The sequence below is a fragment of the Phaeobacter sp. JH20_29 genome, assembly GCF_048056175.1.
In the GTDB taxonomy this organism is placed as follows: Bacteria; Pseudomonadota; Alphaproteobacteria; order Rhodobacterales; family Rhodobacteraceae; genus Phaeobacter; species Phaeobacter bryozoorum.
This window is the reverse complement of record NZ_JAYMWO010000018.1, coordinates 41600-62793: the sequence shown is the minus strand read 5'-3', so window position 1 is coordinate 62793 and position 21194 is coordinate 41600. Positions and strand designations below refer to the sequence as shown.

General features: G+C 64.2%; 11 protein-coding genes. 8 read left to right on the top strand and 3 right to left on the bottom strand.

Going from position 1 to position 21194, the window contains the following annotated elements:
* Positions 1–142 precede the first annotated feature (142 nt).
* Complete coding sequence (gene uraH / locus VWZ85_RS15225; protein ID WP_340544551.1) at positions 143–514, top strand: hydroxyisourate hydrolase; 372 nt, start codon at positions 143–145, stop codon at positions 512–514.
* An 87-nt stretch (positions 515–601) separates the two neighbouring features.
* Here uraH and VWZ85_RS15220 read toward each other — a convergent pair whose 3' ends face one another.
* A complete protein-coding gene (locus VWZ85_RS15220; protein WP_416588915.1) occupies positions 602–1579 on the bottom strand; it encodes a LysR family transcriptional regulator in 978 nt (325 codons plus the stop codon).
* 228 nt (positions 1580–1807) lie between these two features.
* Between VWZ85_RS15220 and VWZ85_RS15215 the strand changes: the two genes are divergently transcribed.
* The 3 genes from VWZ85_RS15215 (at position 1808) to VWZ85_RS15205 (ending at position 8782) form a co-directional block, all read left to right on the top strand.
* Positions 1808–3040 (top strand): urate hydroxylase PuuD, encoded by a 1233-nt coding sequence (locus tag VWZ85_RS15215; protein WP_340544549.1) that lies wholly within the window; start codon positions 1808–1810, stop codon positions 3038–3040.
* Between the two features lie 229 nt (positions 3041–3269).
* Positions 3270–5123 (top strand): autotransporter assembly complex protein TamA, encoded by a 1854-nt coding sequence (locus VWZ85_RS15210; RefSeq protein WP_416588912.1) that lies wholly within the window; start codon positions 3270–3272, stop codon positions 5121–5123.
* Positions 5120–8782, top strand: a complete 3663-nt coding sequence (locus tag VWZ85_RS15205; RefSeq protein WP_416588909.1) for a translocation/assembly module TamB domain-containing protein — start codon at positions 5120–5122, stop codon at positions 8780–8782. The genes VWZ85_RS15210 and VWZ85_RS15205 overlap by 4 nt, the downstream gene beginning before the upstream one ends.
* Before the next feature lie 25 nt (positions 8783–8807).
* Here the strand turns inward: VWZ85_RS15205 and VWZ85_RS15200 are convergent, their stop codons facing one another.
* Positions 8808–9758, bottom strand: a complete 951-nt coding sequence (locus VWZ85_RS15200) for a glucokinase (RefSeq protein ID WP_416537291.1) — start codon at positions 9756–9758, stop codon at positions 8808–8810.
* Between the two features lie 161 nt (positions 9759–9919).
* Between VWZ85_RS15200 and VWZ85_RS15195 the strand changes: the two genes are divergently transcribed.
* Together VWZ85_RS15195 and VWZ85_RS15190 are read left to right on the top strand one after the other, a co-directional pair.
* Entirely contained in the window at positions 9920–11035 is a 1116-nt protein-coding gene (locus tag VWZ85_RS15195; protein WP_416544800.1) for a glycosyltransferase family 2 protein, read from the top strand.
* Positions 11032–12018 (top strand): glycosyltransferase, encoded by a 987-nt coding sequence (locus VWZ85_RS15190; RefSeq protein ID WP_416588904.1) that lies wholly within the window; start codon positions 11032–11034, stop codon positions 12016–12018. Before VWZ85_RS15195 ends, VWZ85_RS15190 begins: the two co-directional genes overlap by 4 nt.
* A gap of 35 nt (positions 12019–12053) precedes the next feature.
* Here the strand turns inward: VWZ85_RS15190 and VWZ85_RS15185 are convergent, their stop codons facing one another.
* On the bottom strand, positions 12054–12806 hold the full coding sequence (locus VWZ85_RS15185) for a WecB/TagA/CpsF family glycosyltransferase (RefSeq protein WP_416588902.1): 753 nt from the start codon (positions 12804–12806) through the stop codon (positions 12054–12056).
* A 164-nt stretch (positions 12807–12970) separates the two neighbouring features.
* Here VWZ85_RS15185 and VWZ85_RS15180 point away from each other — a divergent pair, with 164 nt between their 5' ends.
* A complete protein-coding gene (locus VWZ85_RS15180) occupies positions 12971–14434 on the top strand; it encodes a hypothetical protein (protein ID WP_416588899.1) in 1464 nt (487 codons plus the stop codon).
* A gap of 266 nt (positions 14435–14700) precedes the next feature.
* Positions 14701–21192 (top strand): type I polyketide synthase, encoded by a 6492-nt coding sequence (locus VWZ85_RS15175; RefSeq protein ID WP_416588897.1) that lies wholly within the window; start codon positions 14701–14703, stop codon positions 21190–21192.
* The last annotated feature ends 2 nt before the right edge of the window (positions 21193–21194 follow it).

Here is a 21194-nt window from a genome sequence, read left to right as displayed (position 1 = left end):
TTTTCAAACAACTCCAAGTCATTACTATGGCAGAAGATCACGGCTATCTTTCAAATTTTCCCGAATACACTATCAGATTGCACAGGTTTGCAGGCCCCGCCGCCATCAGGCAGAGGTAGCCCCATAGCAGGAGGACTTAAGAATGAGCACAAGGACAGAGCCCGGGTATCTCACCACACATGTGCTGGACACCGCGCGCGGCTGCCCCGCCGCCGGACTGCCGATCCGGCTGTATCGGCTGGATGCAGGCGGGCGCACCGAGATCGCGCAGATGCTGACAAATGCCGATGGGCGGACCGACAGTCCGATCCTGCCGAAGAAGGATTTTGTGACCGGTCTCTACGAGCTGGTGTTCGAGGCCGGGGAATACCTGCGCACCAATGGCCAGGCCTCCGGCGAGATGCTGTTTCTGGACGAAATTCCGATCCGCTTTGGCATCACCGATGAGAGCGCGCATTACCACGTGCCCCTGCTGCTGTCGCCTTTCGGCTATTCCACCTATCGCGGCAGCTGAGCGCCGCCGCGCCCTGGCGCGGCCATTCCCAACGGACACGGCGCTCCGACAGGAGCGCCGGGGCGGGCGGGAGCTGCTGCGGGTCGCTCAGGTCTCGGGCGTTCCTGCCTGCGCGGGGTCGGCAGCACGCCCCGGTTGCGCGCCATCGACACGCTGCCCATCAACACGCAGCACTGAGGCCAGCCGCGCGGTCATATATTCCATGAACAATCTGGTCTTCGGATCCTGATGGCGGCGATGGGTATAAAGACAGGCCAGCTGGACGGGCACCGGTGGCGTGGCCTCGGCGACCGGCACCAGACGTCCTGCCGCCAGATGCTCGGCAACCTCGAAGAGGGGTTTCAGGATCACGCCCTCCCCTGCCAGCGCCCAATCGGTCAGCACATCGCCATCATCGCATTCGTAGCGCCCGCTCACCGCAAAACGGCGCGGGCCATCGCCGGTCTGCAACAGCCACTGAAACTCGCTGGCGCCGGGGTAGCGCAGGTTCAGACAATTATGCCCATCCCGCAGCAGCGCGTCACCATCTGCGGGCAACCCGCGCCGCGCGACATAGGCGGGCGCGGCGCAGAGCACCCGCTGGCAATCCGCAATCTTGCGAATGCGCAGGTTGCTGTCCTCTGGCTGGCCCAGGAAGAATGCCAGATCCAGCCCCTCGCTGGTGAGATCCACCGCACGGTCCGACAGCCGCAGACGCAGGTTGATCTCCGGGTAGGTGGCCAGGAATTCCGGCGTCTGCGGCGCCAGCAGCCGTCGACCCAGCCCCAGAGGTGCCGCCACAAACAGGGTGCCGCGCGGGGTATCGGTCAGATGCATCACCCTGGCCTCCGCCAGATCCACCGCATCCAAAACCGCAACCGCCCCGTCATAAAAGGCACGCCCCTGCTCGGTTGCGGTCAGATTGCGGGTGGTGCGCTGGAACAGCCGCACGCCGAGGTATTCCTCCAGCTGCGAGATCCGCGCCGAGGTGACTGCAGGCGACACCCTGAGGTCACGCCCTGCGGCCGACATCGAGCCCAGTTCATAGACCCGAACGAAGGTGCGGATATTGTCGAGGTAAGACATGACAGAGGCCTGCGATTGTTCCAGATTTTTTGATACAGTTTGGCAGTATATGGGAATACCGAAGAAACCCCGCTTTGCCTAGTGTGGCAGGGCTGCGCTAGGCCAGATTGCGCCCCGCCCGGCCCGAACCACCGGGCGGCATCGGCGCCCGCAGGACGCGCAGCGACTGACTGTTAACCCAGCCCCGGCCGCAGCAATGCGCATTGGGCGACAAAGGACCGGATCTGAATGTTTGAGCTGTTGATGATGTGGGATTGGCTGGGCTTTGCCATCCGCTGGCTGCATGTGATCACCGCCATCGCCTGGATCGGCTCCTCCTTCTATTTCATCGCGCTGGATCTGGGGCTGCGCAAGGCACCGGATCTGCCGGTGGGCGCCCATGGCGAGGAATGGCAGGTCCATGGTGGCGGTTTTTATCACATCCGCAAATATCTGGTCGCCCCCGCCGAGATGCCTGACCATCTGACCTGGTTCAAATGGGAAAGCTATATGACATGGCTTTCGGGTTTTGCGCTGTTGATGGTGGTCTATTGGGTCGGTGGCGAGCTGTATCTCATCGACCAGTCGAAGGCGGATCTGGCGCTGTGGCAGGGGATCCTGATTTCAGCCGCGACGCTCTCGGTGGGCTGGCTGGTCTATGACCGTCTGTGCAAATCCGGTCTGGCTGAGCGCCCGACCCTGCTGATGGTGCTGTTGTTCGTGATGCTCGTGGCCATGGGCTGGGGTCTCAATCAGGTGTTCACCGGTCGCGCCATGATGCTGCATCTCGGTGCCTTTACCGCCACCATCATGACGGCGAATGTGTTTTTCATCATCATGCCCAACCAGCGCATCGTGGTGAAGGATCTGCAGGAAGGCCGCGCGCCGGACGCCAAATATGGCAAGATCGCCAAGCTGCGCTCGACCCATAACAACTATCTGACGCTGCCGGTGGTGTTTCTGATGCTGTCGAACCACTACCCGCTGGCTTTTGCCAGCGAATACAACTGGCTGATCGCGGCGCTGGTGTTCCTGATGGGGGTGACCATCCGGCATTATTTCAACACACGCCACGCCCGTGCCGGTGATCCGACCTGGACCTGGCTGGCGACGGCGCTGTTGTTCCTGGGCGTGATCATCCTGTCGTCGCTGGGGCTTGAGCATGAGGGCGACGATGCCCCTGAGGAGGCGGCGCTGAGCGGCACCGCGCTGACCATGGCCCAGACCGAAGGCTTTGCCGAGGTGCATGAAATCGTTCTGGGCCGATGCAGCATGTGCCATGCCCGCGAACCCTTCTGGGACGGGATCCGCACCGCCCCCAAGGGTGTCTTGCTGGAGACCGAAGCGGATGTGGCCCGCCGCGCCGGTGAGATTTACCTGCAGGCGGGTGTGACCCATGCGATGCCACCTGCCAATATCACCTATATGGCGCCCGAGGATCGCGCTGCGATCCGGGCCTGGTTCCGCGCCGCGCAGATGTAGCCGGTCGTCAGCCCGTCAGCTCCAACCCGGGGCGCGCATCAGCGCCGATCTGTCGCCGATCTGTCAGAGGCTTGATCACGAATTGGCGCGGGAACCTATCACGCGACATTGACGTTACACACCGGGTTTGCCCTATGTTAGGTCTGATCCCGGTCCACATGTCTCGGTGGCGTCAGCGCCGATCCGCCCGAGACCGGGGACCGATCTTGTAGCCTGTCCGGAGCGTCCCATGTTCTATCGCCGATCCTTCCGCCGCTCCCTTTGCCATGTCACTCAACCTCGGGGTTTTGCTCAGCTGGGCCGCAAGGCCGCCCTGGCAACGGCCTTGTTCTTTGGCGGCACATTGGCGCTGTCTGCGGCGGACGCCCGGCTGGTCGCGCCGGGGTCGGACGGCGATTTGCGCGACCTCCTGCAGGATGCTTCTGCCACGCTGGCGACCAGCGCGCGCGGCGAGACCGGTGTGCAGCCGCTGATGGCGGCGGCGCTCTCGGATTATCGCACGCTGGTGCAGGTGCTTTACGATCAGGGATATTTCTCACCGGTGGTGCAGATAAGCGTCGATGGGCGCGAGGCGGCCCGGATCCAGCCCCTGAACCTTCCGCGTGAGATCAAGAAGATAGATATCACCGTCAAGGCAGGTCCGAAATTCACCTTTGGCACCGCTGAGATTGCCCCCCTCCCACAGCGACGAGCGGTTGAGATCCCCGAAGAATTTGCCACCGGTCGCACCGCCACCACCGCAGTCCTGCGCGATGCCGCAAACGCGGGTGTGGAAAACTGGCGCTATGCCGGTCACCCGCAGGCCAAGGTCGGCGCGCAGTCGATCACCGCCAACCATGTGGCCGCCAGACTGAATGCGAGTCTGCGCCTGGCGCCGGGACCGCAGCTGCGTTTTGGTCGTTTGAAACTGGCCACACCCTCGAATGTGCGGGCAGAGGCGATACAGCGGATCGCAGGCTTCCCGACAGGCGAGGTGTTTCACCCCGATCTTCTGTCGCGGTCCGCGACACGGTTGCGCCGCACCGGGGCTTTTGCCGCTGTCACCATTCGCCCTGCCGAACGCGCCAATCCCGACGGTACGCTGGATTATGTCGCCAGGATCGAGGATCAGCCGCCCCGGCGATTTACCTTTGGGGCTGAACTCAGCTCCTCTGACGGGCTGGAGGTGAGTGGTTCCTGGATGCACCGCAATCTCTTTGGCGGTGCGGAGCGCCTGCGATTTGAGGCCCGGTTGTCGGGCATTGGCAGTGCAAATGATCTGGACGGGCGCGTGGCGCTGCGGCTGGACCGGCCTGCCGCTTTTGGTCCCGATGACAGCCAGTTCTACCTGCTTGAGGCCGAGAGGCTGGACGAAGAACATTACACCGCCACCCGTGGACTGGGCGCGGTCGGTCTGCGCCGGGTCTATTCCGACCAGCTTTTTGCCGAGGCCTCCGTTGGCTTTGAGAGCGTGCTCGCCGAAGACGTCTTCGGCAAGCGACGTTTCAAATATCTGGTCGGGCAGCTGCGGGCGGAATACGACGGGCGCGACAGCAGCCTGAGCGCCACCAGCGGATATTATCTGGATGCCCGCGCCCTGCCCTTTATCGGCGTGGATGGCAGCAAATCCGGGCTTCAGCTGAAATTCGACGGGCGCGCCTATAAGGCGCTTGGCAGCAGTGACCGCATCGTGCTGGCCGGGCGGTTGCAGATGGGATCGGTGATCGGCCCGTCGCTGTCTGAGGTTTCGCCCACCCTGCTGTTTTACTCCGGCGGCGCAGGATCGGTGCGCGGTCAGGAATTCCAGTCGCTGGGCGTGCCTGCGGCGGGCGGGATCTCCGGCGGGCGCGGCTATCTGGCCCTATCGGGCGAGGTGCGCGGGCGGATCGGCGAGAAATTCACCCTTGTCGGCTTTTACGATGTCGGGCTGGTGGATGCGGAGAGTTTTGTCTCCTCGGACTCGGCCCGCCATGCCGGCGCCGGGTTCGGGCTGCGCTACGACGTGGCCGGGATCGGCGCCATCCGTCTGGATCTGGCCTATCCGGTAGACGGTGGCAGCGACGACGGCTTGCAATTCTACATCGGGATAGGACAGGCATTTTGAAACATCTTCTCGCAGCCCTCCGCCCTGCCACCCTGTTCTCGCCGCTGCTCCTGGCTGTGGCGCTGACAATGGCCCCTCTTGAAACACCCGCGCAGGAGCGCCAAGAGAGCGGTGGCCTGCTGGTTGATTTTCTCGAAGACACGCTCTCGGGCGAGAGCCGCGCCATCCGCGTTACCGGGCTGGAGGGGGCGCTGTCCTCTCAGGCTACGCTGCAAAAGCTGACCGTGGCAGATAGCGAAGGCATCTGGCTGACCATTGAGGGCGCAGTACTGGACTGGAACCGCCTAGGCCTGCTGCGCGGTGATTTCTCCATCAACACGCTAAAGGCGGATCGCATTCATATCGAACGCGCACCCGCTGCGCCGCTGGACGACCCCAACCTGCCAAACCCCGAGGCGGCGCCGTTCCAGCTGCCGGAGCTGCCGGTGTCAATCAATATCGGTGAAATCAAGGTTGGGCGGCTGACACTTGGGCAGGATCTGGTCGGGGTGGCGGCGGTGCTGACCCTTGATGGTTCGATGAGCCTTGCCAATGGCGCGCTCGACAGCGCCTTGCAGATCACCCGGTTGGACCGCGACAGTGATCAGCTCACCCTGGAGGCGGGTTTTGCCAATGACACCGGCAATATCACGGTTGATATGGTGTTGCAGGAGGAAGACGGCGGGCTTGTGTCCACCGCGCTTGGCCTGCCGGGCGGCCCCGATATCCGTCTCGCCCTGCAAGGACGCGGACCGGTTGAGGATTTCAGCGCCGAACTGGCACTGGATACCGACGGCACCCGACGCCTCGGCGGTACTGTTGTTCTGTCGCCTGCCGGCGACGCCCCGGCGGATCCCAGCGCGGGCAGCCGCCCCATTGGCTTTCGTGCGGATCTGAACGGCGATATCACCGCGCTGGTCGATCCGGTCTATCAGCCGTTCTTCGGCCCAGACATGCGCGCCCGGCTGCGCGGCCAGACCCGCGCCATGGGCGGGGTGATGATCGACGATCTGGCGCTTTCGACACAGGCGCTGGAGGTTTCCGGTTTTGTTGAAATGGCCGCCGGTGGCGAACTTGAAAGCGCCGATCTGAGCGCTGCGGTCACCCCTCCGCCGGGACAGGAAGCGGTGGTCCTGCCGGTGGCAGGCGGTTCGACCACGGTCACCGAGCTTGCGCTCCATGCACGGAAACCCGCTGGCCGCGACTGGACCGTGACCGCACGGATGAAACGGCTGGCCAACCCCGCGCTGCGCATTGCCCGTGCCGAGTTGGAGATGACCGGCACCCTGGACCAGAGCAGCGGTCTGGCGCTGGATGGGCAGATCGCCGCCGCGCTGACCGGGCTGCGCCCCACCGACCCTGCATTGGCCGAGGCCCTGGGGGCGGCAATCACCTTTGACGGGCAGGTCACCACAGATGGACCCGGCGCGCTGCGTATCACCAATATGCTGCTGTTGGGCGCGGATTACGGTGCGACCGGCGCGGTCACCATCGACGGTCTGGAAAGCGGGCTGCGCATCTCCGCCGATATTGACGCCAACGCCCAGAATCTTGCGCGTTTCTCCAGCCTTGCGGGACAATCTCTGGACGGGCGGATGACGGCAAAGGCCGTCGGCTCCACCACCCCGCTGTCTGGGGCCTTTGACATTGACCTCGCAGTTCGGGGTCAGGACCTCTCGGCGGGATTGCGGCCTGTCGATGACCTGATCGGCGGCACCACCACCATTGCGCTCAAGGCCGGCCGGGACGAGGCCGGGCTCAGCATCGACCGCTTCGCGCTGGAGGCCAAAGGGCTGAGCGCGCGGGCCAATGGGCAACTGGGCAGCACCAGCGGCAACCTGTCCCTCGGCGCCACGCTGAAGCAGCTGGAGAAGGTCCTGCCGCAGGCCCCCGGAGCGCTGCAATTCAGCGCGGATATCACCCGCGAGAACCAAACGTTTTCTGGCATTGCCGAGCTGCAAGGCCCGAAATCCTCCCGCGCGGAACTGACCGGCCAGATCAATATCAACGGCGATGGCGATCTGGAGTTCGACGCCGCGATCAACGCGCTTGAACGTTTTGTACCGACCCTCGCCGGATCATTGAGCGCCAAGGGCACTGCCAGCCGCCGCGCCGGGGTCTGGACCTTTGACGGCGCGGCCGAAGGACCGGCGGGGCTATCGGCTGATCTCGATGGTACGGTCTCCGAAAACAAAGGGGACGCTGATATTACCTTTGACGCGCTGGTGGCCGAGGTACAGCGCTTCGTTCCCGGGCTGCCGGGGCGGCTGACCGCCGAAGGCACCGCCCGTCGCCGCGATGGGGTCTGGCAGATCGATAGCCGCGCGATTGGCCCGGCTGGCGTCACCAGCACCGTAGCGGGCAGCTGGGACGAGGTGCAGGGCCGTGCCGATATTGATGCCAGGGGACAGCTGCGTCTGGAGGGGCTGAACCCCTTCATGTCACCCAATCTGATCCGTGGCCCCGCCCAGTTCGATCTCTCGCTGGAAGGGGAGCCATCGCTGGCCAACCTCAGCGGGCAGATCCGTACTAGTGGGACGTCGCTGGCAATTCCGGCTGCCGCCCAGCGGATAGATGACATCACCGCCACCGTCTCTATTGCGCGGTCCAGAGCCGTTCTTCAGCTGACGGCGCAGCCCCGCGATGGCGGCCAGCTGCGGGTCAGCGGACCCATCGGGCTGATCGCGCCCTTTGATGCGCAGTTGCAGATCGCGCTCACCAATGTCGGTCTCAGCGATCAGCTGTCCTATGACACGCAACTCTCTGGTGCGCTGTCTCTGACCGGGGGGCTGATCGGAACCAAAAGCCTGTCAGGGCGGATTGATGTGGGCGAGACCAATATCAACCTTGCGACCGCAGGCGGCTCCGTTACCGCAGCGCCGATCCCGGATATCCGCCATCAGGGTGAGCCTGCCGAGGTGCGCCGCACGCGCGCCCGTGCGGGACTGATCAACACCGGCGGCAGCGGTGGCGGCGCTGGCCGAACCCTGCTTGACGTGCTGATCAGCGCGCCCAATCGCATCAACGCCCGTGGGCGTGGCGTTCGTGCCGAGCTGGGCGGCCAGATCCAGCTGCGCGGCAGCACCGCGAACCTGGCGCCATCAGGCCAGATCAGCCTGATCCGTGGCACCTTTGATATTCTTGGACGACGGCTGGCGCTTGATGAGGGGCAGATCACCTTGCAAGGCGACCTGCGCCCCTATCTGCTCTTGCGCTCCTCGGCAGCGACCTCCGAAGGCACCGCGACGCTCGAACTCTCCGGGCTGATCGACAGCCCCTCGATCAAGGTGACCTCCGAGCCGGAACGCCCAAGCGAGGAGGCATTGGCGCTATTGCTGTTTGGCGACAATATTCAGGACCTCTCCCCGCTGGCGCTGGCACGGCTGGCGAGCTCCGTGGCCACGCTCAGCGGGCGCGGCGGCAGCAATCGGGCCGAGAGCAAACTGCGCGATGAAACCGGCGCCAGCAATGTTGAGCTGGGTCTCGACAATATCGGCGCGGGCCTTCTGGATATCGGCGGCTATGTGTCGGAGAACGTCTATACCGATTTCAATGTCAACACCCGCGGCGACAGTGAGCTGAGCATCAATCTGGATGTGAGCAAGAGCCTCACCGTCACCGGCAAGGTGGATGGCGAAGGCGAGACCGGGATCGGCCTCTTCTTCAAACGCGACTATTGATCTGCGCCCCAGCCATGGGCGCGGTTCAGCGACTGCGGCCGGCCATTTCGATTGCAAAACGCGCCGCCCCGCTGACGCCTGCGGCATCGTCGGTGATCAACCACAGCGGCGTGGTTTCACACCGGCTCTGCACGCCGGTCGCAGGTTGCAGGAAGCTTTTGAGGAAAATCTCGCAGGCCGGGGTGCCGAGCACGCCCCGTGCCACGCTGCCGGCAAAAAAGATCCCCTGTCCCGGCATATAGGTCGGCACCAATTCGCGGGCAAAATCCCCCAGCAGCCGCGCCCAGCTGGTCACCGTCTCGGCGGCAGGGCTGTCGGCATCGGCAAGATAATCCGCGACGATCTGCGCGCCGCCCTCTGCCGCGACGCCATGCAGCGCCTGATGATAGCGCACCAGCCCGCGCCCGGAGAACAGATCCTCATTGGTTGCAAAACCGGCAGCTCGCTCTCCAAGCCGTTCGGCCAGACCACGCGCGACAGGCGCCGACAGGCTGGTATGGCCCATCTCGGCCTCGGCAGTGTGGCCATCCACCGACAAGGACACGTTGAAGCCGGTGCCGATGCCCGCCACCAGCGCCTGCTGTCCGCGCTGGTGTCCCGCCCGCAGCGACGACAGCTGGCCGGGGATCAGTGCGGGCAGCGAATGCCCGAGCGCGGCCAGATCGTTGATCACGTCAACCCGCGCGCCCTCGCCTAGCTGCAACTGTCGGCCCAGGTCCGCTGCCGTCCCCTGCCAGTTGCGGTTGGTCAGCTGATATTCATTGCCATAGACAGGCCCCGCCACCGCGATGCAGGCACCGGCCAAAGGCGGCAGATCGGGCTGCGAGCAATAGGCTGCAAGCACGTCATCGAGACTGGAAAAGCTATCATTAGCAAAGCTTTGCAGCGCCGTGACGCCGATTTCAGGACCGGCAAGGGCCAGCCGCGTATTGCTGCCGCCCACGTCGCCAACCAGCACTGTCATGTCCGAGCCCATGTGCTCTGTCCCTCTGCATGTCCGATTTTTGCGAGACACTGCCGTATTCAGCGTCGAAATGCAATTCTGAGACGGTCATAGTTTTAGCGCTAACATAATGCAATATACTTGCCACGGATCGATGTTTTTGCACAGTTGGAACTGTCCGACCAGGAGCCACGATGACCGGCACAGATGATCCTCCCAGCCCCGCCGCGCCGAAAGCGCCCGATGGGCTGACCCGCCGGTTTCGTGCCCGTCTTGCGGATCGGTTCGACAGCAGGATCGTCATGCCATTTGATCGCCTGCGGTTTCGTGCAACGCTCCGGCACCTGTCGGGGCCGCGCCAAATTCATCAACCGCGCGAAGCGGTTACCGTGGTCGCGCTGGTGCGGGACGGAGCCTATTACCTTGATGTTTTTCTCGCCCATTACCGCGCGCTTGGGGCGGCGCATTTCGTCTTCTGCGACACCGGCTCCAGCGACGATACGCTGGCCCGGCTGGCGGCAGAACCGGATGTCACGGTGCTGCAATCCCGCCTGCCCTGGGGCCGCTTTGAAAATATCTTTCGCGGTTATGCGGCGCGGAAGTTTTGCGCCGGTCGCTGGTGTCTTTTCGCCGATATGGACGAAATCCTTGAATTCGAGGGGCAGGCGCAGCTCGGCCTGACCGGGCTGGTGCGCTATCTGGATCGGCATGGGTATAGCGCGATGATGGCGCAGATGCTGGAAATGTTTCCCAAGGCGCCGCTGCAATCGGTCGCGCAGCACGCCTACCCGGAGGTGCAGCAGAGCTTCTGCCACTATGACATCAGCGCGGTGCGCGCCCTGCCCTATCATGATCCGGCTACCGGGCTGGGGTTCTTCCTGTCCCAGAACCGGCTGCCAGATGCGCCCGCGCCTGCACCCAGAATGCAGTTCGGTGGCATTCGCGGCGCGGTTTTTGGAGAGAACTGTTGCCTCAGCAAACACCCGTTGGTTTTTGTCGGTGCAGACGTCGGCCCGGCGGTGCATCCGCATCTGTCGACCGGTGTGCAGGTCGCCGACACGATGGCAGTTCTGAAACACTATAAATTTGCCAATGATCCGATGGCGCGGGATCAGGCCTCCCTGTCCCGCGCGGCTATCTCCCATGGCGAGGATGCGCTGCGTGTTGCGGGCTTTGCCACGACGCCGGATCTCAGCCTATGGTCCGAAAAGGCTCAGCGCTATGACGGGCCGGAAACCGGGCCGCAACAGCTGCGCGAGGCCGGTTTCCTGCAGGTTTCCCCGCGTTATCTGGCGGAGAGCGCAGCATGACCCGAGATGTGCAGGATCCGCCGGTCGCCGCCCAGACGCCGCCGATTGTCGATGCTGTCGTCATCGGCCGCAACGAAGGGGCGCGGCTGCTGGCCTGCCTGCGCAGCCTGCAAGGTCAGCTGCGTCAGGTGATCTACGTCGACAGCGGGTCGACGGATGGGTCGGTCGCCGCGGCCGAGGCGCTGGGGGTAAAGGTTGTCAGCCTCGATTTGAGCGAGCGGTTCACCGCTGCCCGCGCCCGCAATGCAGGTCTGGCACATCTCGACGGCGACTGTACCTATGTGCAGCTGGTGGATGGCGATTGCGAGGTGGTGCCGGGCTGGATCGCCAGCGCAACCGCGCGGCTGGAGGCTGATCCCCGGCTGGCGGTGGTCTGTGGGCGGCGGCGCGAACGTCACCCCGACAGCTCGATCTACAACCAGCTCTGCGATCACGAATGGGACACTCCGGTCGGCCCGGCGAAGGCCTGTGGCGGCGACGCCCTGATGCGGCTTCGCGCCCTGCAGGAGGTTGGCGGCTATCGCAACGACCTGATCGCGGGCGAAGAGCCTGAGCTGTGCCTGCGTCTGGCACGCGCGGGGTGGTCAATCTGGCGGCTGGATGCCGAGATGACATTGCACGATGCCCAGATGCTGCGGTTTTCGCAGTGGTGGCAGCGCAGCCGCCGTGCGGGTTTTGCCTTTGCCGAGGGGGCGGCGCTGCATGGCGCCGGTCCCGAACGCCATTGGGTTGCGGAAACCAGGCGGGCGCTGATCTGGGGCGCCGGAATCCCGGCCTGCATCCTGATGCTGCTGCCGTTTTCCGGTTGGGCGCTGCTATTGTTGCTGGTCTACCCGGTGCAGTTCCTGCGGCTGGCTACCCGGATGGGCCGTCGTCGCGCATTCTATTCCATTCTCGGCAAATTTGCCGAGGCACAGGGCGCGATGGAATATCACTGGCTGCGGCTGCGGGGGCGCAAACGCGGATTGATGGAATACAAATAACTGCCGCCATACCGGCCAGGTCAGGCCAGTTTCCGTCAGGGGTGGCGCAGCCTGAGCGCGTGAAGCAGCTGACCCGGCAGGATTGCCAGACAGCGCAGATAGCGCGGACCCAGGCGGCGCGGGCTGCTCAGCGCCCGCCACAGCCATTCCAGGGCCAATCGGCGCACCCAGGCGGGCGCTCTTTTCTGATGGCCGCCCAGAAAATCAAGCCCCGCGCCAACTGAGGCAAAGCCGACCTCGGGCGCAAGAGCGCGACCACGGGCGGCCAAGATCTCCTGTTTGGGGGCGCCAAGCGCCAGAAAACACAGGCCAATCTGCTTGCGCGCAAGCTCGCGCAGGATCTGCTCCGCAGCCTCGCTGCCGGGGTCAAAGCCCGTCGGCGGCGCGTGGCACCAGGCGATTTCAAGCCCCGGCACCTCAGCTTTCAATGCCGCGGAGGCATCCTGAAGCGCGGCTTCGGTGCTGCCCACAAGAGCAACAGGCACCCCGGCGCGCGCGGCCCAACGACAAAGCGGCAGCACCATGTCAGAGCCCGGCATCAGCGCCACCGGTCGTTGTGCCAGCCGCGACAGCCAGACAATGGGCCGCCCATCAGCCACCACGAAATCCTGTGCGGCATAGGCTTTCAGAAAGGCAGGCGAGCTGTGCATTTTCACCAGGTGATCCAAATTCACCGTCGCCAGCGCAAAGCCACGACGGGTCTGGAAATGCCCCATCACCGCCTGTTCCAGCCGCGCCGGATCGGCAATGTTCACATCAATCCGTGTGTCCCGAATATCAAAATACACCCGCATCCCCCCTCATGCGCCAGAAGCGACGCCCCTCTTCGATCACATGGCCTTGCATCTGTTTCAAGAGTTTACCTCAGAATACGAATGCGGGCGACAGCGCAGACATCTGGGGCTAAACTCATGGTCACGGGGGCAAATACAGGAGCGCAGGGCCGCACGCGATGCCAAATGCTTTGGCCTATCTTATGCTGATCGCCTGGCCGGTGATCGCATACAAACTGTTTCGGCGTCTGCCGTTGCAGCAGTCTATTCTTTGGTGCGTCATCGGCGGATATCTGTTCCTGCCACCGCTTGCGGTGTTCGACTTGCCATTGGTCCCGGATATGGACAAGGATTCCATTCCGGCCGTCGTCGCTTTTGTGATCTGTGTCTATATCCTGCGTAAGCGGGTGGAGATCTGGCCCCGCCATCCGGTGATGCGGGCGCTTGTGGCTCTCTTCCTCGGTTCGGTCATTGCAACCGTGCTGACCAATGGTGACCCGATCGTGTTCCGCGTTCTTGAAAACGCCGAACCCATCGTCTTTCCGACCTATGCCCTGCCCGGGCTGCGCTGGCGCGACCTCGGATCGGTGATGATCAACCAGTTGATCGTCTTGCTGCCATTCTTTCTGGCGCGCCGCTACCTCTCACATCCCGACCAGCAGCGGCAGCTGGTGATGGTGCTGATGGTGGCCGGGCTGATCTATTCGATACCCTCGCTGTTCGAAGTCCGGTTCAGCCCGCAGATAAACACCTGGGTTTATGGATTCTTTCAGCATGATTTCAGCCAGACCATGCGTCAGGGCGGGTTCCGACCGATTGTATTCCTGCCCCATAGCCTGTGGCTGGCGCTGTTCGTGCTGATGTCCGTGCTGGCCGCAACATCGCTGGCCCGCAGTGCCGAAGGCCCGGACAAGCGACGCTACACCATGGCGGCGATTTACCTTTTTGCGGTGCTGATCCTGTGCAAGAGCATCGCCTCGCTGGTCTATGGCCTGATCTTCACACCCTTTGTGGCGATGGCTTCCTACCGGATGCAGATGCGGCTGGCGCTGGCATTGGGGGTGGTGGCGATTGTCTATCCGATGCTGCGCAACCTTGGGCTGGTGCCCGTGGATGCCATCCTTGCGCAGGCGCAGGCCTTCAGTCCCGAACGGGCGCAATCGCTGGGCTTTCGGTTCACCAATGAGGCGCTGATGCTGGATCGCGCCGCCGACAAACCCTGGTTCGGCTGGGGCGGCTGGGGGCGCAATCTGGTACGCAACCTCGAAAGTGGAGAGATCGAATCGATCCCGGACGGTCGCTGGATCCTTGTCTTTGGTACCTTTGGCTGGGTTGGCTATATCGCGGAGATGGGCCTTCTGGCCGGGCCCTTGGTGCTGCTGTGGCAACAGATGCGCCGCCATGCGGCTGCAACACTGTCGCCCTTTGCCGCGCCTCTGGCGCTGATGCTGGCGGCGACGCTGGTCGATATGCTGCTGAACGCGACGCTGACCCCGGTGACATGGCTCTGTGCCGGGTCGGTGCTTGGCTATGCTGAGCGCCTGCGATACCCCGGCCTGTTCACGCCAAAGCGGCAGCTGTTCGACGGCCATCAGGCGCTCGCCACCGCGCCGCTGGCCAAGGCACGGCGCAGTGTGCTGTGATGCCGCATTCTCTTCGCAATTCAGGCCGAATTGGACACAATCTGTCCCTATCGATACCGTATATATTTTGCAGGGTTCACACTGCGCACAGGGTAATCCGTCGGCTTGGGGGCCAGCGGGCGCACGCCCTGTTCACAGATTGGGGACCAATTCGTGCCACTGTTGCAAGACCTTTGCGCTCGCAGGGTCAGTGTTGTTGATTGGTTAGGGTTACGTTCGGGCAAGGCTCTTGTTTCGGACACATGGGTTGAGGACGATTGGGGCAATTGAAAACATCCGCGAAAACCACAGATCGCACTCCGTTTGACGCGTCACGCTACAGCGGCGATATCGCCATTGTCGGCATGTCGCTCTGCGTGCCGGGAGCGCAGTCGCCGCAAGCGTTCTGGCAAAACCTGCGTGACGGTGTGGAATCGATCAAACCCGTCAGCGAACAGGATCTGCTGGCCGCAGGCGAAGACCCCGAGACGCTGTCCGACCCCAATTACGTCGCCGCTACCGCTGCGCTGGACGGCTACGCCGAATTTGACGCCGAGTTCTTTGGCTTCAGCCCAAAAGAGGCGGCCATTCTCGACCCTCAGCACCGCAAATTCCTCGAAGTCGCCTGGGGCGCGATGGAGGATGCAGGTCACCCGCCCGAAAGCCTGAACGGCCCCATCGGGGTTTATGCGGGCTGCGGCATGGGCAGCTATTTCTACTTCAACATCTGCTCCAATAAACCGCTGGTGGATGACGTGGGCATGTTCCTGCTGCGCCATACCGGCAACGACAAGGATTTCCTGTCGACCCGCGTCAGCCATGTCTTTGATCTGAAGGGACCATCGGTCAACATTCAGACGGCCTGCTCCACCTCGCTGGTGGCGGTGCATTATGCCAGCAAGGCCCTGCGCGAGGGCGACTGCGACATGGCTCTTGCCGGCGGCGTCACCATCGAACTGCCACAGGGCCGCGGCTACCTGTTCAAGGAAAACGAGATCCTGTCGCCCGACGGCCACTGCCACGCCTTTGACCACCGCGCACAGGGCACGGTCTTTGGCTCCGGTGCCGGAGCGGTTGCCCTGCGCAGGCTGGAAGATGCGCTGGCCGATGGCGATCATATCTGGGCGGTGATCAAAGGCTCTGCGATCAACAATGATGGCGCCGACAAGGCCGGCTATCTGGCCCCCTCGGTCGAGGGGCAAGCCAGCGCCGTGCGACAGGCGCTGCGCGCCGCCAAGACCCCGCCGGACACCATCGACTATGTCGAATGCCACGGCACTGGCACCTATCTTGGTGACCCGATCGAGGTCACCGCGCTGACCGAAGCCTACCGCGAAACCACCGCCGCCGTGGGTTACTGCCGTATCGGATCGGTCAAGACCAATATCGGCCATCTGGATACCGCCGCCGGCGTCGCCGGGCTGATCAAGACCGCCTTGTCGCTGCATCATGGTCAGATCCCGCCCAGCCTCGGCTATGAGGCACCCAATCCGGCGATTGATTTTGAAACCGCGCCTTTTGTGGTCAATGACCGGTTGCGAGACTGGACCTCGGCCAAGGGACCGCGCCGCGCTGCGGTCAACGCCCTCGGGGTGGGCGGCACCAATGCCCATGTCGTGCTGGAACAGGCCGCACCCCGCCCCGCACCGGAGGACAGCGATTTTCCGTTTCAGGTGCTCTGCCTCTCGGGCCATTCGAAGGCCGCGCTGAATGCCAATGCCAGTGCCCTGGCCGCGCATCTGCGCGCGAACCCGGATCTGCCTCTGGCCGATGTGGCCTATACGCTGAAGGAGGGCCGCCGCAGCTTTGCCAAGCGTCGCACCCTGGTGGCCGAAACCGCCGAGGAGGCCGCCGCGCTGCTTGAGGCGGGCGACCCCAGACGCGTGTTTGACCACGACAGCGCCGACCGTCCGCCGGAGGTGGTTTTCATGTTCCCCGGCGGCGGCGCGCAATATGCGGGTATGGCGCGGGATCTCTACGAAACCGAGCCTGTCTTTGCCGATTGGATGGACCGGGGCCTCGACCACCTTCAGGCGCAGCTGGACTATGACATCCGCGCGCTGTGGCTGCCGGAACCGGGGGAAGAAGACGCCGCCAATGCCCGGCTGCAACAGCCGTCGGTGCAATTGCCGCTGATCATGATCGTGGAATTTGCGCTGGCGCAGCTCTGGATCAGCTGGGGCATCCGCCCTGCCGCGCTGGTGGGACATTCGATGGGTGAAAACACCGCCGCCTGTCTGGCCGGTGTGCTGTCGTTTGAGGATTGCATCGATCTGGTGCTGCTGCGCGGACGGCTGTTCGACAAGGTGCCCGCCGGCGGGATGCTGTCGATTTCCCTGCCGCTGGACGAGGTTGAGGCCCGGCTTTCGCCGGATCTGGACATCGCCAGCGTCAATGCCCCACGCCTCACTGCCGTGTCCGGCCCGCAGGAGGCGCTGGATGCGCTTGCGGCTCAGCTCACCGCCGATGAGGTGGATCACCAGCGGATCCAGATTGATATTGCCGCCCATAGCCGGATGCTGGAGGGCATTCTGGATGAATACCGCCAGTTCCTGCGCGGGTTGACCCTGACAGCACCGGGACGCCCGATCCTGTCGAACCGCAGCGGCCAGATCCTGACCGACGCCGAGGCCACCGATCCCGAATACTGGGTTGCCCAGCTGCGCAATACGGTCATGTTTGCCGCCTGTCTTGATACGCTGGCTGACGTGCCGAACCGGATCTATCTGGAGGTCGGCCCCGGTAAGGCGCTGTCCTCGCTGGCGCAGATGGCGCCGAAGATCAAACCCGGTCAGGTGCTCAGCTCATTGCGCCATCCCGAGCAGATGATGGCGGATGATGCCTATTTCTTTGGGGTGATCGGACGGCTCTGGGCCTGCGGGCTGGACGCCGATTGGGATCAGATCTGGGGCGATGCACGGCGTCAGCGCCTGCCGCTGCCAACCTATGCGTTTCAGCGCAGCCGCTATTTCATCGAGCCCGCGGCCCCGGCCCGCGCCGAGGCTGCCATCATCACCCCGGCCCGCCACGACCAGCTGTCGCACTGGGGATCGCGCCCCAGCTGGCGGCCCGCATTGGCAAGCTGCGATCTGGACGTCACCGGCGAACTGGATCAGCAGCCCGAAACCTGGTTGCTGTTTGAAGACGACGCCGGACTCTGCTCTGAACTGGCCGCAAGGCTGGATCAGGCTGGCCACCGGGTGGTGCGGGTGCGCCCCGGCGACACCTATGCGCAACTGAGCGAGACCCGCTATATGCTGGCGCCCGAACAGGGGCGCGCGGGCTACGATGCGCTGCTTGCCGATCTGGCGCTGGCCGATCTTCTGCCCAGCCGTATCGGCCATTTCTGGCTGGTGACCGAGGGCGAGACCTTCCGGCCCGGCGCCTCCTTCTTTGATCGCAATCTGGAGATGGGATTTTATGCGCTGACCGCGCTGGGGCAGGCTCTGGCCCAGATCGACCTACCGCAGCCGCTGCATATGACAGTGTTCACCACCGGCGCGGCCCAGCTGCGCGACGAACCGCTGCCCTACCCCGAAAAGGCGATGATCGCGGGCCCTGCCGGTGTGCTGCCGCGCGAAATTCCCGGCCTCACCTGCGCCACGGTCGATATCGAACTGCCGCGCCGCCCCGGTGGGCTGCGGCGCTGGCTGGCGGAGGACCAGCCCGCGTCGATTGCGGATCGCCTGCTGGAGGAGTTGCTGGCGGAGCCTGCAAATGACACCGCACTCTGGCGTGGTGACAAGCGCTACACCCTGCGGTGGCGCCCGGTGGAGCTGTCGGAGGAGGATCAGATCACATCGTCACTCCCCGGCTTCCGCGAGGGTGGCACCTATCTGATCACCGGCGGCTACGGCGGCATCGGACGCACCATCGCGGCGGATCTGATGCAGAGCTATGGCGCCAATGTAGTGCTGATCTCGCGCGGTGGCCTGCCCCCGAGTGACCAGTGGGACAGCTATCTGAACCGCCACAGCCCGGCCAATACAACCGCCCAGCGCATCCGCGCCGTGATGGCATTGGACGCCATTGGCAGGGGCCGGGTCTTGCCGCTGGCAGCCGATGTCTGCAACAGCGAACAGATGCGCGCCGCCGTCGCCAAGGCCGAGACCGCCTTTGGCCCCATCACCGGTGTCATCCACGGCGCAGGCCAGATCAATGACGCGCCGGTTCTGGCCAAGACCGAGGACGACATTTCCCAGGTGCTCGCCCCGAAAGTCAGCGGGTTGCGGGTACTGGACGCCATTTTCGGCACCGACACGCTGGAGCTGATGGTGCTGTTCTCCTCCTCCTCGACGGTGACGCGCCCGATCGGCCAGGTCGATTACGTCGCCGCGAATGAATATCTCAACGCCTTTGCCAAGCACCGCAGCGCTGCCGGGGCTGCGGGCAACATAACCCGCGTCGTTGCCGTCGATTGGGGGGTCTGGGCAGATGTCGGCATGGCGGCAGATGCCATTGGCGCCCGCCAGCAGGAGGTCGGTGATGATCCGATCCCCTGTGATCAGCCGTTGTTTGACAGCCGCCAGTTTGCCCCGGATGGCGGGGTGCTGTTTCATCGTCGGCTGAGCAGCGACCAGTGGATCCTTGATGAACACCGCACCAAGGATGGCACTGCATTAATCCCCGGCACCGGCTATATCGAATATGCTGCCGAGGCACTTGCCGAACTGGGGCATGAGGCGCCTTTTGCCCTGCGTGATCTCTATTTCCTGCGCCCGCTCGTGGTCTCGGAGACAGCCGCCTGCGATATGGTCGTGCGGCTGCTGCCGGTCGAGCGCGGTTATGAGTTTGCCGTCTACAGCCGCACGGCGGAGGGCTATGCCCTGCATGTTCAGGCGCTGCTGGAGACGGATATCGCGGCGCGGCAGCCCGGTCGGCACCCCCTGCCCGATCTGCTACCGGTGGCCATCGAAACGTCACCCTGTACCAAGCGCGAACGGCTACGGACGCCACAGGAGGCGCATCTGAAGTTCGGCCCGCGCTGGCATGTCCTGCAACAGATGCGACAGGGGACGGGCGAAGGCATTGCCCGGCTGCAACTGCCGGCCATCGCCGCCAAGGACGGCACGCTGCTGCCACCCGGCCTGATGGATCTTGCCACCGGATGGGCGATTGACCTGATTCCCGCCTATCGCGGTGCCGCGCTCTGGGTGCCGGTGTCCTATGACGGTATCGAGGTCTTTGCTCCGCTGCCCTGCGACGTGCTCAGCCATATGCGGCTGATGGACAGCGATGCGACCAGTGCCCGGTTCGACATCACCCTGACCACCGAAGATGGCACCGTGCTGGTTGAGGTCCGGGGCTTTCAGATGCAGCAGCTGCCCGGTGAAACCAAACTGGCCCCGGCAGAGGGAGCAGACGCCAGCGGCGCGGATCTGGGGCTGGCCGCATCGCCGGGCGCACAGCCGCTGTCGCCCGAGGAACGCCGACTGCAGCGCAATATCAGCCAGGGCATCCGCGCCGAAGAAGGCCCGGACGCGCTGCGCCGGGCGCTGGCGACTGGCCTGTCGCAGGTGGTGGTATCCTCCCTCGCGCTGCCGGATCTGATGGCACAGGCCGATCAGCCTCCGCAGCAGGCGCGCGAGGACAGCCAGAGCTTCGAACGGCCACAGCTCGACACCGACTACCTCGCCCCGCGCAACGCGGTCGAGGAGGAGATCGCGGCGCAGTTTGCCCGGCTGCTTGGGGTGGCGCAGGTCGGGGTCGACGACAGCTTCTTCGACCTTGGCGGCCATTCCCTTGTCGCGGTCCGGCTCTTTGCACAGATCAAGCGCAGCTTTGGAGTCGATCTGGCGATTTCCACCCTGTTTGAGGCCCCCTCCGTCGCGAGGCTCGCCGAACTGGTGATCGCCCGCACCGGCGGCGGCCTCACCACCGAAACCTCTGCCGACCACACAGGCACGTCCCAGGCCGAGACGCCGGCATATACCCATCTGGTGCAGCTCCACCCCGGCGATGGCACCGGGCGACGGCCTTTCTTTCTGGTGGCCGGCATGTTCGGCAACGTTCTGAACCTGCGCCATCTGGCGCTGATGGTTGGCAAGGACCGCCCGGTCTACGGGCTGCAGGCCCGTGGCCTGATCGGCGACGACGCCCCGCATGACCGGCTTGATGCGGCAGCCCGCGACTATCTCGCCGAAATCCGCAGCATCCAGCCGGAGGGGCCTTATCTATTGGGCGGGTTTTCCGGCGGCGGGCTGACCGCCTATGAAATGGCCCAGCAATTGCGCGCCAGCGGCGAAGACACCGCCGCGCTGATCCTGCTGGACACACCGTTGCCGATGCGACCTGAGCTGAACCACCGCGACAAGGCGCTGATCAAATGGGCCGAGCTGCGCCGCAAGGGCATCGGGTATCTGGGCGAATGGATCGGCAATCGCATCGCCTGGGAGATCGAAAAACGCCGGTATGCCGCCAGCGAAGACAGCAGCGCACCGGTGTTCAACAACCGCAAGGTCGAACTGGCCTTCCGCGCCGCCTTGCCCGCTTATGAGCTGCGCCCGTGGAGCGGACCTCTCACATTGTTCCGCCCGCCGCTTGATCGCCATTGGCAGGTCTCGGCAGGGAACTGGGTCAGCCGCGAGCGCGAATATGTCTATGACGACAACGACTGGACCCGCTGGGCGCCAGCGATCGAGGTCGTCGAGGTGCCGGGTGATCACAACAGCATGGTGCTGGTGCCCAACGTCAGCGTGCTGGCAGGCGAGGTCAAGGCGCGGCTTGATGCAGCCGACGCCGCCGCGCTGCGCCAAAGCGCGCCAAAGGCGGCAGAATGACC